At 67.4% G+C, this 15,136-nt stretch carries 14 protein-coding genes and 1 tRNA gene; 10 read left to right on the top strand and 5 right to left on the bottom strand.

Annotated elements, in window-relative coordinates; genetic code table 11:
• Positions 1-342: 342 nt before the first annotated feature.
• The 5 genes from ugpB (at position 343) to ppa (ending at position 5,351) form a co-directional block, all read left to right on the top strand.
• Positions 343-1,641 carry a sn-glycerol-3-phosphate ABC transporter substrate-binding protein UgpB gene (gene ugpB, locus J1C47_RS02670; protein ID WP_207349181.1) on the top strand — a complete coding sequence of 433 codons (1,299 nt, stop codon included), beginning with the start codon at positions 343-345 and terminating at the stop codon, positions 1,639-1,641.
• 122 nt (positions 1,642-1,763) lie between these two features.
• Complete coding sequence (gene ugpA / locus J1C47_RS02665; protein ID WP_207349180.1) at positions 1,764-2,645, top strand: sn-glycerol-3-phosphate ABC transporter permease UgpA; 882 nt, start codon at positions 1,764-1,766, stop codon at positions 2,643-2,645.
• A 12-nt stretch (positions 2,646-2,657) separates the two neighbouring features.
• Positions 2,658-3,506 carry a sn-glycerol-3-phosphate ABC transporter permease UgpE gene (ugpE, locus tag J1C47_RS02660; RefSeq protein WP_207349179.1) on the top strand — a complete coding sequence of 283 codons (849 nt, stop codon included), beginning with the start codon at positions 2,658-2,660 and terminating at the stop codon, positions 3,504-3,506.
• Position 3,507: 1 nt separating this feature from the next.
• Positions 3,508-4,572, top strand: a complete 1,065-nt coding sequence (locus tag J1C47_RS02655) for a sn-glycerol-3-phosphate ABC transporter ATP-binding protein UgpC (RefSeq protein WP_207349178.1) — start codon at positions 3,508-3,510, stop codon at positions 4,570-4,572.
• A 218-nt stretch (positions 4,573-4,790) separates the two neighbouring features.
• Complete coding sequence (gene ppa, locus J1C47_RS02650; RefSeq protein ID WP_207349177.1) at positions 4,791-5,351, top strand: inorganic diphosphatase; 561 nt, start codon at positions 4,791-4,793, stop codon at positions 5,349-5,351.
• A 266-nt stretch (positions 5,352-5,617) separates the two neighbouring features.
• Here the strand turns inward: ppa and J1C47_RS02645 are convergent, their stop codons facing one another.
• The gene (locus J1C47_RS02645; protein WP_207349176.1) at positions 5,618-5,782 is read right to left on the bottom strand and encodes a hypothetical protein; all 165 of its coding nucleotides are present in this window, start codon (positions 5,780-5,782) and stop codon (positions 5,618-5,620) included.
• Between J1C47_RS02645 and J1C47_RS02640 the strand changes: the two genes are divergently transcribed.
• The 5 genes from J1C47_RS02640 (at position 5,746) to J1C47_RS02620 (ending at position 11,683) form a co-directional block, all read left to right on the top strand.
• Positions 5,746-5,822 (top strand) — tRNA-Met (locus J1C47_RS02640). The two genes, J1C47_RS02645 and J1C47_RS02640, sit on opposite strands and share 37 nt — an antisense overlap.
• Positions 5,823-6,103: 281 nt before the next feature.
• Positions 6,104-7,765: an ABC transporter substrate-binding protein gene (locus tag J1C47_RS02635; protein WP_207349175.1), complete on the top strand. Its 1,662-nt coding sequence runs from the start codon at positions 6,104-6,106 to the stop codon at positions 7,763-7,765.
• A gap of 5 nt (positions 7,766-7,770) precedes the next feature.
• Complete coding sequence (locus J1C47_RS02630; protein WP_342591919.1) at positions 7,771-8,736, top strand: ABC transporter permease; 966 nt, start codon at positions 7,771-7,773, stop codon at positions 8,734-8,736.
• On the top strand, positions 8,733-9,626 hold the full coding sequence (locus J1C47_RS02625) for an ABC transporter permease (RefSeq protein ID WP_207349174.1): 894 nt from the start codon (positions 8,733-8,735) through the stop codon (positions 9,624-9,626). Before J1C47_RS02630 ends, J1C47_RS02625 begins: the two co-directional genes overlap by 4 nt.
• On the top strand, positions 9,623-11,683 hold the full coding sequence (locus tag J1C47_RS02620) for an ABC transporter ATP-binding protein (RefSeq protein ID WP_207349173.1): 2,061 nt from the start codon (positions 9,623-9,625) through the stop codon (positions 11,681-11,683). Before J1C47_RS02625 ends, J1C47_RS02620 begins: the two co-directional genes overlap by 4 nt.
• Before the next feature lie 26 nt (positions 11,684-11,709).
• Here J1C47_RS02620 and J1C47_RS02615 read toward each other — a convergent pair whose 3' ends face one another.
• From J1C47_RS02615 to lpdA, 4 genes are all read right to left on the bottom strand, one after another.
• Positions 11,710-12,156 (bottom strand): type II toxin-antitoxin system RatA family toxin, encoded by a 447-nt coding sequence (locus tag J1C47_RS02615; protein WP_207349172.1) that lies wholly within the window; start codon positions 12,154-12,156, stop codon positions 11,710-11,712.
• A gap of 4 nt (positions 12,157-12,160) precedes the next feature.
• On the bottom strand, positions 12,161-13,135 hold the full coding sequence (lipA, locus tag J1C47_RS02610) for a lipoyl synthase (protein ID WP_207349171.1): 975 nt from the start codon (positions 13,133-13,135) through the stop codon (positions 12,161-12,163).
• 106 nt (positions 13,136-13,241) lie between these two features.
• Positions 13,242-13,490 (bottom strand): GlsB/YeaQ/YmgE family stress response membrane protein, encoded by a 249-nt coding sequence (locus tag J1C47_RS02605; protein ID WP_207349170.1) that lies wholly within the window; start codon positions 13,488-13,490, stop codon positions 13,242-13,244.
• Between the two features lie 170 nt (positions 13,491-13,660).
• A complete protein-coding gene (gene lpdA / locus J1C47_RS02600; protein WP_207349169.1) occupies positions 13,661-15,115 on the bottom strand; it encodes a dihydrolipoyl dehydrogenase in 1,455 nt (484 codons plus the stop codon).
• Between the last annotated feature and the right edge of the window lie 21 nt (positions 15,116-15,136).

The raw sequence follows: 15,136 nt of genomic DNA, 5'->3' as shown, positions 1-15,136 counted from the left end.
TCGCCGACGTCGCGGTCGGGCTTTTTGCAATTCAGGATCGATTTTAGCCCGGCACTCCCGCCACCCCGCCAGGCGGGCGGACTCGGGCCGGCCAGGACCTGCCGTGCCGCGGGTCGCCGGCGGTGCGGCGGCGCGGGCATATCGGAACCGTGCCCGGCGATCCGGCCGCGCGCTGGTGGACGCCGCCGCCTGCAGCCGGGACGTTGCGGACATGGCCCGCGTGTCATAGAAACGTCATGTTGGCCTGGCGACCGCCCCGCCGCCTTGCGGCGGCTGCGTCATCAAACTGTTGCACAGGCTATCCAATAAGCGGACCACCGCAATCGCATCAGAGGAAACCCCATGTCGATCCGCAGCCTGATTCTGTCCGGCGTTCTCGCCGCGACCACCGCCCTGCCCGCCTTCGCCCAGACGGAGCTGCAGTGGTGGCACGCCATGACCGGCGCCAACAACGAGGTGGTCGATACCCTCGCCAAGGAATTCAACGACAGCCAGAAGGACTACAAGGTTGTCCCGGTGTTCAAGGGCACCTATCCCGAGACGCTGAATGCCGGCATCGCCGCCTTCCGCGCCAAGCAGACCCCGGCGATCATCCAGGTCTTCGACGTCGGCACCGGCGTCATGATGGGCGCCGAGGGCGCGGTGAAGCCGGTCGCCGAAGTGCTCGAGGCGGCGGGTGAGAAATTCGACAAGTCGAAGTACCTCCCCGGCATCGTCGCCTATTATTCCAAGCCGGACGGCACCATGCTGTCCTTCCCGTACAACTCTTCGTCGCCGATCCTCTACTACAACAAGGACATTTTCAAGAAGGCCGGCCTCGACGTCGACAATCCGCCGAAGACCTGGCAGGAGGTGTTCGAGACCGCCCGCAAGATCAAGAAGTCCGGCGCGTCCGACTGCGGCTACACCTCGACCTGGCTGACCTGGATCCATCTCGAGAATTTCGCGGCCTGGAACGACGTCCCCTACGGCACCGAAGAAAACGGCCTCGCCGGCACCGACGTGAAGCTCGAGCTGAACGAGCCGATCTACGTCGAGCACTTCAAGGCGCTCGCCGACCTCGCCAAGGAAGGCGTCTTCCGCTACGGCGGCCGCACCTCCGAGGCCAAGCAGCTCTTCCTCTCCGGCGAATGCGCCATGCTGACGGAATCCTCCGGCGGCCTCGGCGACGTCGTCAAGTCGGGCATCAACTACGGCATCGGCCAGCTGCCCTACGACGAGAACGCCAAGAGCGCGCCGCAGAACACCATCCCCGGCGGCGCCAGCCTCTGGGTCTTCGGCGGCAAGTCCGACGAGGAGTACAAGGGCATCGGCGCGTTCTTCAAATTCCTGTCGCAGACCGACGTCCAGCAGCGCCTGCACGAGAAGTCGGGCTATCTGCCGGTGACGACGGCGGCCTACGAGCAGACCAAGAAGTCCGGCTTCTACGAGAAGAACCCGGGGCGCGAGACGCCGATCACCCAGATGATGGGCAAGGAGCCGACCGGGAACTCCAAGGGCGTCCGCCTTCCCAACCTGCCGCAGATCCGCGACATCGAGAACGAGCAGTTCGAAGCGCTGCTCGCCGGCAAGCAGGATGCCCAGACGACGATGGACAACATCGTCAAGCTCGGCAACGCGGCGATCGCCGAGGCCCAGTGACCCGCCGCAAGGCGTGAAACCGGCGGTGCGGCGCCCCAAGCGCCGCGCCGCCGATCCTGCCAGCCCCGACCGCGCGCCTTTTGCCCCACCCGGCGGCCGCTTTCCAAGTCGCAAGGCCACCCGTGCCGAAAGCCGTCTTTCCCAACAGGTTCCTGCCCTACCTGCTGCTCGCGCCGCAGGTGGCGATCACCCTCGTCTTCTTCTACTGGCCCGCCAGCCAGGCGTTGTACCAGTCGACGCTGAAGGAGGACCCGTTCGGCCTGAAGAGCAAGTTCGTCGGCCTCGCCAACTTCGCCGCCGTGCTCGGGGATCCGGACTATCTGCACTCGGTGCGGGTCACGGTGGTGTTTTCCGTCTCGACCGCCGTCCTCGCTCTCGCCCTCGCCCTCTTCCTGGCGACGGCCGCCGAGAAGGTCGTGCGCGGCAAGGCCTTCTACCGCACGCTGCTGATCTGGCCCTATGCCGTCGCGCCGGCCGTCGCCGGTCTGCTGTGGCTGTTTATGTTCAATCCGGCGATGGGCACCTTCGCCTATCTCCTGCGCGACGCCGGCTACCGCTGGAACCCGCTGCTCGACGGCGACCAGGCGATGGTGCTGGTCGTCGTCGCGGCCGCCTGGAAGCAGATCAGCTACAATTTTTTGTTCTTCGTCGCGGCGCTGCAGTCGATCCCGCGCTCGCTGATCGAGGCGGCGGCGATCGACGGCGCGTCCTCGACCAAGCGCTTCTGGACGATCGTCTTCCCGCTGATCGCGCCGACGACCTTCTTCCTGCTCGTCGTCAACACCGTCTACGCCTTCTTCGACACCTTCGGCATCATCGACGCCGTCACCGGCGGCGGGCCGGCCCAGGCGACGCAGACGCTGGTCTACAAGGTCTACAACGACGGCTTCGTCAATCTCGACCTCGGCGGCTCGGCCGCCCAGTCGGTGATCCTGATGGCGATCGTCATCGCCCTCACCGCGGTGCAGTTCCGCTACGTCGAACGCCGCGTGCATTATGGCTGAGGGAAACGTCCGATGATCGAACGCCGCGGCATCGGCCGCCCCGTCGCGCACCTCGTCCTCGTCCTCGGCGTCTTCGTCGTCGCCTTCCCGATCTACTACACCTTCATCGCCTCGACCCAGTCGCTCACCACGATCCTGCGCCCGCCGCTGCCGCTGACGCCCGGCGGCGAATTCGCGGCCAATTACGGCGAGGCGATCTTCGGCGGCATCGGCCGGATCGGCGGCGTCGACGTCCTGACGCTCCTGTTCAACACCCTGGTGATGGCCCTCGGCATCGCGCTCGGCAAGATCTTCATCTCGATCCTCTCGGCCTTCGCGATCGTGTTCTTCCGCTTCCCGCTGCGCATGGCGTTCTTCTGGCTGATCTTCGTCACGCTGATGCTGCCGGTCGAGGTCCGCATCCTCCCGACCTACAAGGTGATGGTCGATCTCGGGCTGATCGACACCTATGCCGGGCTGATCCTGCCGCTGATCGCCTCGGCGACGGCGACGCTGTTGTTCCGGCAGTTCTTCATGACGATCCCCTCGGAACTCGTGGAAGCCGCCCGCATCGACGGCGCCGGGCCGCTGCGCTTCCTGCGCGACATCCTCATCCCGCTTTCCAGGACGAACATCGCCGCGCTGTTCGTCATCCTCTTCATCTACGGATGGACGCAGTATCTGTGGCCGCTCCTGGTCACCAACGACAACCAGATGAACACCATCGTCATCGCCCTCAGGAAGATGGTCTCCTTCGCCGATGCCGACACGCCCTGGCACATGGTGATGGTGACGGCGATCCTGGCGATCCTGCCGCCGGTTCTGGTCGTCGTCCTGATGCAGCGCTGGTTCGTGCGCGGCCTGGTCGAATCGGAAAAGTGACGTGGCGAAGATCGAACTGAACGAGGTCCGCAAGGTCTATCCGGGCAATGTCGAGGCGGTGAAGGGCGTCTCCCTGTCGATCGAGGACGGCGCCTTCGTCGTGCTCGTCGGCCCCTCCGGCTGCGGCAAGTCCACCCTGCTGCGCATGGTCGCCGGGCTCGAATCGATCACCTCCGGCACGGTTGCGATCGGCGAGCGGGTGGTCAACGCGCTGGAGCCGGCCGAGCGCGACATCGCCATGGTGTTCCAGAACTATGCGCTCTATCCGCATATGAGCGTGCGCCGGAACCTCGAATACGGGCTGCGCAACCGCAAGATGGCCGCGGACGAGATTGCCCGGCGGGTCGACGAGGCCGCGAAGATGCTGGAGATCGCGGCGCTTCTCGACCGCCGCCCCGGCCAGCTCTCCGGCGGCCAGCGCCAGCGGGTCGCGATGGGCCGGGCGCTGGTGCGCGAACCCGCCGCCTTCCTGTTCGACGAGCCGCTCTCCAACCTCGACGCCAAGCTGCGCGTCCAGATGCGGGCCGAGATCCGCCGCCTGCAGCGGCGGCTGAAGACGACGAGCCTCTACGTGACCCACGACCAGCTCGAGGCGATGACCCTCGCCGACAAGCTCGTCGTCCTCAACGGCGGCAGGATCGAGCAGGCGGGTTCGCCGATGGAGGTCTATGAACGGCCGGCGAGCCTCTTCGTCGCCACCTTCATCGGCTCGCCGGCGATGAACCTCCTGCCGCTCGGCGCCGGCGGCCTCGCCGGGCTGACCCTGCCCGCCGGCGCGGCCTCGGCGGCGGGTGCCGGCGAGACGCTCGGCATCCGGCCGGAACACATGCGCCTCGTCGAGGACGGCGCGCCGCAGCCACAGGACATGGTCTTCGACCTCACGGTGTCGGGCGTCGAGGTGGTCGGCGCCGAGAGCTTCATCTACGGGACGCTGCCGGAGGGCGGGCCGGAGGTGGCCGTCCGGGTGCCGGGATACAGCCATGTCGAGCCGGGCACCCGTCTCGTCGCCGCCGCCGACACGGCGAACCTGCATCGTTTCGACCAGAAGACCGGGCATCGGCTCTGAGGTCGCGGCCCGGGGGCGAATGCCGTGCCCCGTCCGGGCCTCGCGGGAGCGGCGACAGGCGGCAGCAGCCCGGGCGCGAGCGTTGCAACCGGCCGTGCAAGCCGCTAATCCAGCCGGCGAGCGGCCGGCGGGCGCACGCTCGGACAGCTCCGGCGAGCCGGAGCTTCGTGCCGGGACGTCGCCGGCGGCCGGGATCGGACCACAGGAGATCATCCGACATGCGCATCGACGCGATCAAGCGCGGCATCAATCCCCCCGAGGACGTCAACGTCATCATCGAGGTTCCCGTCGGCGGCCATCCGATCAAGTACGAGATGGACAAGGACGCCGGCTGCCTCGTCGTCGACCGGTTCCTCTACACGCCGATGACCTATCCGGGGAACTACGGCTTCGTCCCGCACACCCTTTCCGACGACGGCGATCCCATCGACGTCCTGATCTGCAACACCCGTCCGCTGTTTCCCGGCTGCGTCATCAACTGCCGGCCGATCGGCGTCCTCGTCATGGAGGACAACAAGGGCAAGGACGAGAAGATCATCGCCGTGCCCTCGCCCGACCTCACCCAGCGCTACGCCAAGGTCTACGAGCCGACCGACCTGCCCGAGATCACGCTGAAGCAGATCGAGCACTTCTTCGAGCACTACAAGGATCTCGAGCCCGGCAAGTGGGTGAAGATCGGCGACTGGGGCGGCAGCACCATGGCGCGGCAGCTGATCGTCGAGGCGATCGACCGGGCCGATGCGATCGCCGGCGAATCGGCGGAAGCCGCCGAGGACTGAGCCGGGACACGTCCGGCCCGCCGCCGGCCGGGCGCTGGTTCGCTGCGAATTCCTCGCCGACCAGCGTTCCGAGGCTGCGACGGCCCGCGATGCGGCTTTCGCGGCACGGCACCGGTCGACGTCGCCCGACGCGAGTCGCCCGGGTGACTCGCTGCAAAGCCGGGTCAGGCCGGGGCGTCGGCCGGTCAGGCCGCGCGAAGCCGCGGCCGAAACACCGCCCCGCTTGGATCATTTGCGAAGCCGCCCAACCGTTTAGGCGGCTTTTTTCACGCGTTTTCGCCGGAATTCACACCCGCCGCGAAAAAACCGGCGGCGATAGCGAATACCCCCTTTTCATTCATCCGGCCGTCGCATACATAGCTGCCACCGACGGCGCCGAGCGCGCCGTTGCCGACGCGGGGTGGAGCAGCCCGGTAGCTCGTCAGGCTCATAACCTGAAGGTCAGAGGTTCAAATCCTCTCCCCGCAACCACTGAAAAACACTCCCGCACCCGACGGTGCCGGGAGTGTTTTTCGTTTGGACGACTGATCGATCCCTGCCGCGCCAGCCGACGATCGGCAGCCCGCCGTCTTGCCGTGCCGCGCCGCCGAAATCGCCGCCCATCGGCCAGTCCCGACCGTGTCCCCGAGCCGCGTGCAGCCTTTGGCCGGCCATCGAATGACCGACGCGAGGCCTTTCCCTTTGCCTCAAAACTTGCTTGAGTTCGGCTCGTGTCAGGTTTGAGGACCGTCAACACCGAAGGGGTCGACGCCATGTTTCGCGCCATCAGCAATCTCGCCGCTCTGAGGCTCGGCCGCCCGGCCATGCAGAACGAGGTCATCGACGAGCTTCTTGCCGGGCGGCTCGACCGCCGCGCCTTCCTTCGCCACGGCAGCCGCGTCGGCCTGTCGATGGCGGTGATGGCGGCGGCGATGAAGACCGTCGGCTTCGAGCCGATCGGCGAGGCCCGCGCCGAAGGCGGCCAGCCGGGCGGGACCATGCGCATCGCGCTCATCGCGCCCTCCGGCAAGATCGACCCGGTCACCGTGTCGGACCAGTACGGCCTTCTCGTCCTGCAGCAGGTCGGCGACTTCCTGGTCCTCGACGGGCCGGACCTCGTGCTGAAGCCGATGCTCGCCACGGAGTGGACGCCGAACGACGACGGCACCGTCTGGACCTTCAAGCTGCGCGAGAACGTCAAGTTCCACGACGGCAAGACGATGACGGCCGACGACGTCGTCGCCTCGATCAACCGCCTTGCCGATCCGGCCAACGGCTCGAACGCCCTGTCCGCCTTCAAGGGCGTCCTGTCCAAGGACGGCGCCAAGAAGGTCGACGACCTGACGGTCGAGTTCCATCTCGACGCGCCGAACGGCAATTTCCCCTATTACCTCTCCTCGGACAACTACAACGCCATCATCCTGCCGGCCGACTATTCCGGCGACTTCGAGATGCACATGGTCGGCACCGGACCGTTCAAGCTCGACAAGTACACGCCGAAGGTCGGGGCGAGCTTCGTCAAGAATCCCAACTACTGGGACGGCGCGCCGCTGCTCGACCGGGTCGAGCTCAGCTTCTACAACGACCAGCAGCCGCAGGTGCTGGCGCTGCTCGGCGGCCAGGTGGACGTGATCCAGCAGGTCACCGTCCAGGGCTCGCAGAGCCTGTTCAACAACCCCGCGGTCGAGATCATCCGCCTGCCGTCGAACGCCCACCGCGAAATCCACATGAAGTGCCAGTCCGGCCCCTTCAAGGACAAGCGGGTGCGCCAGGCCATGGCCCTGACGCTCGACCGGCCGCGGCTGATCCAGGGCCTGTTCCGCGGCATGGCGGAGCTCGGCAACGATTCGCCCTTCGCGCCGATCTTCCCCTCCACCGACAAGACCGTCGAACAGCGCGCCAAGGACATCGACAAGGCCAAGCAGCTGATGGCCGATGCCGGCACCACGGGCTTCGACGTGACCTTCACGACGATGCAGATCCAAGAACTGCCGGCGCTGGCGAGCCTGATCAAGAACGCCGCCGCCGAGATCGGCATCAACGTCACGCTGAAGATCGAAGATTCCGGCGCCTATTACGGCAGCGCCGTCCCCGGCAAGTCGGACTGGCTGGATTCGGAATTCGGCATGACCGACTACGGCCATCGCGGCATTCCCAACGTCTTCCTGACGGCGCCGCTGAAGAGCGACGGCACCTGGAACGCGGCGAATTTCCAAAATTCCGACTACGACAAGCTCGTGACGGACTACGTCGCCGCCATCGAACTGAAGGCGCAGCAGGAGATCGCCGGCAAGATCCAGCGGCTGCTGCTCGAGGAGACGCCGATCATCTACCCCTATTTCTACGACTATCTCACCGCGGCCTCGCCCAAGGTGAAGAACATGCAGCCGACAGCCATGGGCCAGCTGTTCCTCCAGAAGGCGACCGTGGGCTGATTTCCGTGGGCCCGGCGTTCGGCCGCTTCCTCCTGCGCAGGCTCGGGCTGAGCCTGCTCACGCTGTGGCTCGTCAGCGTCGTGGTGTTTCTCGGTGCGCAGGTACTGCCGGGCGATCCGGGCCGGGCGATCCTCGGCCCCCTCGCCGACCAGCGGGCGGTGGCCGCGCTCAACAAGGAGCTCGGCGCCGACAGGCCGCCGGTCGAGGTCTACGTCTCCTGGGTCGGCGACATGCTGAAGGGCGACATGGGCCAGTCATACGCCTATCGCGCCCCGGTCGCCCCCTTCGTCGGCGACGCGCTGGTGAAGTCGCTGAAGCTCGTCGGCGTCATCTTCCTCATCGTCGTCCCGCTCGGCGTCGGCGCGGGGGTGATCGCGGCGCTGAATGCCGGCCGGCCGCTCGACCGCATCATCTCGGTGGCGAGCCTGTCGCTCACGGTCATTCCGGAATTCGTCTCGGCCATTGCGCTGATTTTGGTCTTCGCGGTGATCCTGCGCTGGCTGCCGCTCTCGGCGACCTGGCCGGAGGGCGCCGGGCCGCTGACCCAGCTTCAGTATCTCATCCTGCCGGCGCTGCCGCTGGTCATCGTCCTGTTCGGCTACATCGCGCGGATGGCGCGGGCGGGCACGGCCGAGGCGCTGGCCTCCGACTACACGCGGACCGCCGTCCTGAAGGGCCTGCCGTGGCGCACCGTGATGACCCGCCACGTGCTGCGCAACGCCCTCGTCCCGACGATCACCGTGATTGCCGCCCAGACCGGCTATGCGCTCGGCGGCCTCGTCGTGGTCGAGACGCTGTTCCGCTACCAGGGCATCGGCAATCTCGTCCTTTCCGCGGCCAAGGCAAAGGATTTCGCCATGCTGCAGGCCGGCATCCTGACGATCGGCGCCTTCTTCATCGTCGCGACGCTGATCGCCGACTGCATCACCGTGATGCTCAATCCCCGGCTGCGGGCGGAGATGGGCGGATGAGCGCGACCGCCGAGGGCATCGAGACACCTGAGGGCGAAGCGGCGCCGGCCGGCCCCGCCATCCGGGCCGAGCGCTCGACGCTCGGTATCCTTCTGCGCAGCCCCGCCTTCCTGATCGGCGCCGGGATCGTGCTGTTCTGGGCGTTCTGCGCCGCCTTTGCGCCGGCCTTCGTGCCCTACGATCCGCTTGCCGACGATCTCCTCAACACCCTCGCCCCGCCGTCGGCCGAGCACTGGTTCGGCACCGACCAGATCGGCCGCGACGTGTTCTCCCGCGTCCTCGTCGGCGCCCGCGACATCCTGACCATCGCGCCGCTCGCGACGCTGCTCGGCACCGCTCTCGGCACGGCGGTCGGCCTCGTCATGGGCTATTTCGGCGGCTGGGTCGACGCGATCATCGGCCGGCTGATCGAGGTGCTGCTCTCGCTGCCGCTGATCATCGTTGCGCTGATGGTGCTCGTCGCGCTCGGTCCGGCGACGCCGACCGTCATCATCGTCGTCGGCCTCGTCTTCACCCCGCTCGTGGCGCGCACGGTGCGCGCCGCGGTGCTCTCCGAGCGCCATCTCGACTACGTCCCCGCCGCAGCGGTGCGCGGCGAAGGCGCCCTCCACGTGATGTTCGTCGAGATCCTGCCGAACATCTGGCCGCCGATCATCGTCGAGGCGACGGTCCGCCTCGGCTATGCGATCTTCACCATCGCCTCGCTCTCCTTCCTCGGCTTCGGCGTGCAGCCGCCCTCGCCGGACTGGGGCCTCGCGATCGCCGAGAACTACGGCGTCCTCGTCGGTGGTTTCTGGTGGACGGTGGTGCCGGCGACGGTCGCCACCGCCTCGCTCGTCGTCGGGGTGAACCTCGTCGCCGAAGGCCTGCAGCGGGCGCTTGCCGAATGACCAGGACAGACACCGCCTCCCCCGCCCTCGAACTCGACGATCTGAGCGTCGCCTATCACGTCCGCGGCCGCGACCTGCCGGTGCTGTCGAACGTCACCCTGACGATCCGGCGCGGCGAGGCCTACGGTCTCGTCGGCGAATCCGGCTCGGGCAAGTCGACCGTCGCGCTGGCGCTGCAGCGGGTCCTGCCGGCCAACGGCCGGATTTCCGGGGGCCACGCCCGCGTCGCCGGCAAGGACGTCGCGACGCTCGGATCGGCGGCGCTGCGGCAGATGCGCGCCAGGGACGTCGCGATGGTCTTCCAGGATCCCGGCAAGGCGCTGAACCCCTCGCTCACCGTCGGCCGGCAGATGGCGGAAGTTTTCGAGATCCTCGGTGCCGCCGGCAAGGAGCGCTACCGGCGCGGCGAGGAGATGCTCGGCCGCGTGCGCATCTCCGATCCCGCCCGGGTGATGGCGAGCTTTCCGCACCAGCTCTCCGGCGGCATGCAGCAGCGCGTCGTCATCGCCATGGCCCTCGCCAAGGACCCGGCGCTGCTGATCCTCGACGAGCCGACGACCGGGCTCGACGCGACGATCGAGGCGGAAGTGCTCGATCTCGTCGACACGCTGCGCCAGGAATTCGGCGCCGCGATCCTGTTCATCAGCCACAATCTCGCCGCCGTCGCCTCGCTCTGCAGCCGCGTCGGCGTGCTCTATGCCGGCCGCCTCGTCGAGGAGGGACCGGCCCGCGCGCTGTTCGCCGATCCGCGCCACCCCTACACCGCGGGCCTCCTGCGCTGCCTGCCGCGGGCCGGCTTCAAGGGCGGGCCGGCGCTCGACAACATCCCGGGCTTCCCGCCCCCGCCCGGCTCGATCACCAGAGGCTGCGTCTTCGCGCCGCGCTGCGGCCTCGCCGAGGAACGCTGCCGGGCGGAAGAGCCGCCGCTCTACGCCATCGGAAGCGGCCGCGGCAGCCGCTGCCACTTCCACGACCGCGTCGACGACCTGCCGCGGATGAGCGAGCCGCCTCAGGTCAACTCGCCGGAGCGCGGCCCGAACGTCGAGCCGGTCCTGAAGCTCGAACATCTCTCCAAGACCTACAAGCTTCCCGGCGATCGCCGGGTCCAGGCGCTGCGCGACGTTTCCCTCTCGCTCGCGCCGGGCGAGACGCTGGGTCTCGTCGGCGAATCGGGTTCCGGCAAGTCGACCCTCGCCAATCTCGTCCTCGGGCTGGCCGAACACGACGCGGGCGGCCGCATCAGCCTCGACGGCACGGCGATCGCGCCGAGCGTCCATGCGCGCCCGCGCGAGGCGGTGAAGTCGGTGCAGATCGTGTTCCAGAACCCGGATTCGGCGCTCAACCGCGCCCACACGGTCAAGCATCTGATCGGCCGGGCGGTGGAGCGTCTCGCCGGCGTCGGCGGGGCGGAGCGCGACGGCCGGGTGAAGCGGCTGCTCGAGGCGGTGCGGCTGACGCCGCGCCAGCTTCCGGCAAAGCCGCGCCAGCTTTCCGGCGGCATGAAGCAGCGCGTCGCCGTCGCAAGGGCCTTCGCCGCCGATCCGCGCGTCATCGTCTGCGACGAGCCCACCTCGGCACTCGACGTCTCGGTGCAGTCGGCGATCCTGAACCTGTTGACCGAGCTGCAGGCCGAGCGCCAGGTCAGCTACATCCTGATCTCCCACGATCTCGGCGTCGTGAGGCATCTCTCGGACAGGATTGCGGTGATGTATCTCGGGCGCCTGATGGAGATCGGCCCGGCGCGCAGCGTGCTGCAGGGGCCGCACCATCCCTATACGGAGGCGCTGCTCTCGGCGGCGCCGACGGTGACGGGCGAGCGCGGCACGCGCATCAAGCTGGAAGGGCAGATCCCGAGCCCGGTCAACCCGCCGACCGGCTGCGTCTTCAACACCCGCTGCCCGCGCAAGTTCGCCAAGATCTGCGAGACCGAGGAGCCCGGCTTCGCGCCCGACGCGGAAGGCCATGCGATCCGCTGCCACCTGCCGCGCGAAAAGCTCGGGCGGGGGCGGACCGGCCCGGGCGCACCGGCCGCGGCCGAAACGGCTGCCTCCGGCTGATCCCGGCAGCGACCGTCCGGCTCAGCTCAGCGGTAGATCTTGTCGGCCCGTTCCTCGAAGGCCGCGGCGAAACGCCGGAAGGCGTAGTCGAACATCGAGCCCATCAGCATGCCGAGGGTCCGGCTCTTGAACTCGTATTCGATGAAGAACTTGACGTCGCAGGTGTCGTCGCCGGTCGGCTCGAACTCCCAGCGATTGTCGAGGAACTTGAACGGCCCGTTGACGTAGGAAACCTCGATGCGCCGCTCCTCGGGCTTCAGCAGCACCTGCGAGGTGAAGGTCTCGCGCACCATCTTGTAGGCCACCGTCATGTCGGCGACGAGCAGGCGCTTGCCCTCCTTCTCGCGCTCCGAGCGGATCGTCAGCGCCTGGCAGAGGGGCAGGAACTCGGGATATTTCTCGACGTCGGCGACGAGCGCGAACATTTCGTCGGCGCTGTGCTTGACGTGGCGGGTCGTCTGAAATTTCGGCATGAGATCAGGCGGCCGCCCGGCGGGCGAGGCGCGCGGCCTTCAGGCGCTCGAAATCTTCGCCCGCATGGTGCGAGGATCGGGTCAGCGGGCTCGCCGAGACGACGAGGAACCCCTTGGTCAGCGCCACGCTCTGCAGCGAGCGGAACTCGTCCGGCGTCACGTAGCGGATGACGGGGTGGTGCTTCTTCGTCGGCTGCAGATACTGGCCGACGGTGAGGAAGTCGACATCGGCGGTCCTGAGGTCGTCCATCAGCTGCAGCACCTCGTTGCGCTCCTCGCCGAGCCCGACCATGATTCCGGACTTGGTGAAGATCGTCGGATCGAGCTCCTTCACCCGCTGCAGCAGGCGGATCGAATGAAAGTAGCGCGCGCCCGGGCGCACGGTCAGGTATTTCGACGGGACGGTCTCGAGATTGTGGTTGAAGACGTCGGGCTTCGCCTCGACCACCCTCTCGAGAGCGCCGGGCTTCCTCAAAAAGTCGGGGGTGAGGATCTCGACCGTCGTCCCGGGGGCCGCGGCGCGGATGGCGCGGATCGTCCGCACGAAGTGCTCGGCGCCGCCGTCGGCAAGGTCGTCACGGTCGACCGAGGTGATGACGACATGGTTGAGACCCATCTTGGCGACGGCTCGGCCGACGCTTTCGGGCTCGTTCTCGTCGAGGGCATGCGGCATGCCGGTGGCGACGTTGCAGAACGAGCAGGCCCTGGTGCAGACCCCGCCCATGATCATGAAGGTGGCGTGCTTCTTTTCCCAGCAACCGCCGATATTGGGGCAACCGGCTTCCTCGCAGACCGTGACGAGCTTGTTTTCCCGGGCGATCTCGCGGGTTTCGAAATAGCCCTTTGAGACCGGCGCCTTCACCCGGATCCAGTCCGGCTTCGGCGGGCTCGCCGCAGCGTCCGGCCGATGCGCCTTTTCGGGATGGCGAAGCCGCGGCTTTTGCCCTTCGGCGGAACGGTTGTCGAGGATCGTGACCATGACGCCTACTTAAGCCGGCGGTTTTCGCGATGCAATCTTCCGGGGCCCCTGCGACGGCAGGTGCATGACGGCCTTGACCGTCATGCAGGGATCGCGCGGCCGCGCGTCAGCGTCGGATGGCGCGGAAGATGAAGATCAGCAGGCAGGCGCCGACGAAGCCGGTGATCAGATAGGCCCAGGAGAATTCCGCCCCGGCCGGCACGCCGATGTTGAACAGGGAAAGGACGAAGCTGAGGACCAGGGCGCCGACCACCCCGAGAATGATGTTCATGATGAAGCCCATGTCGCTCTTCATCACCTGTTCGGCGAGCCAGCCGGCGATGCCGCCGACGATGATTGCTGCGAGGAAACCCATTTCGAAAACTCCTGCGGACCGTTGATTGGTTGGCTGCAACAGTAGTTAGCGCCGCGCCACGGCGAACAAGAGGCCTTTGAAGGGATTCGGCCCGCCGAACGCCGGATTCCGGCACCGACCTGCCCCAAGGGACCCAGCCGTCGCCGGGGCGGAAACGTCCGTCCGCCGCTTCAGAGGTGGATCACCCGGCCGAAGGCATCCATGACGCTCTCGTGCATCATTTCCGACAGGGTCGGATGCGGGAAGCAGGTGTGGATCAGCTCTTCCTCGGTGGTCTCGAGCCCCATGGCGATGACGAAGCCCTGGATCAGCTCGGTCACTTCGGCGCCGACCATGTGGGCGCCGAGAAGCTGGCCGGTCTTGGCGTCGAACACCGTCTTGACCAGGCCCTCCGGCTCGCCGAGGGCGATCGCCTTGCCGTTGCCGTTGAAGGTGAAGCGGCCGACCTTGACCTCGTAGCCCGCCTCCTTGGCCTTGGCTTCGGTGAGGCCGACCGAGGCGACCTGCGGCTGGCAGTAGGTGCAGCCGGGAATCTCGGTCTTCTTCATCGGATGGACGTCCATCCCCTTGATCTTCTCGACGCAGATCGTGCCCTCGTGCTCGGCCTTGTGGGCGAGCATCGGCGGTCCGGCGACGTCGCCGATGGCGTAGATGCCCTCGACATTGGTCTTGCCGAAGCCGTCGATCTTGATGCAGCCGCGCTCGGTCTGAACGCCGATCGCTTCGAGGCCGAGGCCCTCGATGTTGCCCTGGACGCCGACCGCCGAGATCAGCCGCTCGGCCTTCAGCGTCTCGGACTTGCCGCCCTTCAATTCCACGGTGACGGAAACGCCGTCGCCGCCCTTCTCGACCTTCGCCACCTTGGCGTCGGTGAGGATCTTCAGCCCCTGCTTCTCGAATTGCTTGCGGGCGACCTTGGCGATCTCGGCGTCCTCCACCGGCATGATCTGCGGCAGGAGCTCGACGACCGTGACGTTAGCGCCCATCGTCTTGTAGAAGGAGGCGAATTCGATGCCGATCGCGCCGGAGCCCATGACGATCAGGCTCTTCGGAATGGCCTTCGGCTTCATCGCCTCGAAATAGGTCCAGATGCGGTCGCCGTCGGGCTCGATCCCCGGCAGCACCCGCGGCCTTGCTCCGGTGGCGACGATGACATTCTTCGCCTTGTAGGTCCCCTCGCCGAGCGTGCCCTTGGGCACCGGATTCTGCGGCTCGACGGCGGGCTTGGTCGGCTTGCCGACGGTGACCTCGACCGGGCCGCCCTTGCCGGCTTTGGAGATCTTCGCCTCGCCCCAGATGACGTCGATCTTGTTCTTCTTCATCAGATAGCCGACGCCGCCGTTGAGCTGCGCCGAGACCTGGCGCGAGCGCTTGACCACGGCCTCGGTGTCGACCTCGGGCTTGGCGATCTTCAGCCCGTAATTCTTGGCGTTCTCGGCATAGTGGAAGATCTCCGCCGAGCGGAGCAGCGCCTTGGTCGGGATGCAGCCCCAGTTGAGGCAGATGCCGCCGAGATGCTCGCGCTCGACGACGGCGGTCTTGAAGCCGAGCTGGGCGGCTCTGATCGCGGCGACATAGCCGCCCGGCCCGCCGCCGATGATCAGGATGTCGTAGGTGTCGGCCATGGGTCGTCTCCTCGGACGCGA

This window comes from Jiella sonneratiae, from assembly GCF_017353515.1.
In the GTDB taxonomy this organism is placed as follows: Bacteria; Pseudomonadota; Alphaproteobacteria; order Rhizobiales; family Rhizobiaceae; genus Jiella; species Jiella sonneratiae.
Note: the sequence above shows the minus strand (reverse complement) of the source record. Positions and strands in the feature narration are given on the sequence as shown.